At 44.6% G+C, this 224-nt stretch carries 1 protein-coding gene; it reads right to left on the bottom strand.

The annotated features are described in order from the left end of the window. On the bottom strand, positions 1-224 hold a 224-nt coding region (locus EXE42_RS20050), incomplete at both ends, for a sialidase family protein (protein WP_206750792.1).

The following is a 224-nucleotide window of genomic DNA, read 5'->3' as shown; positions in this document are numbered from 1 at the left end:
CGATAGAAAGGTTGGATGTTGGCTCGATTTTAAATTCCTCAATATTGCTGTACTGAATCTCTCTTTTGTTGTTGGTCGGTTTTCGCGCGATGAGGAGCAGGATGCGGTCGTCTGTTATTGCGACGATTGAACTGTATCCACTTCTTGGAGTTAATTCGGTCTGTTGCCCGGCAGTAAACTCCGTTACTGGGTTTGAGCTGACAAACAAGTAGTCGACAATTTCA

Source organism: Halorubrum sp. SP3 (assembly GCF_005435195.1).
Classification (GTDB): Archaea; Halobacteriota; Halobacteria; order Halobacteriales; family Haloferacaceae; genus Halorubrum; species Halorubrum sodomense.
The sequence above is the reverse complement of the archived record's forward strand: the minus strand, read 5'-3'. Positions and strand labels throughout refer to the sequence as shown.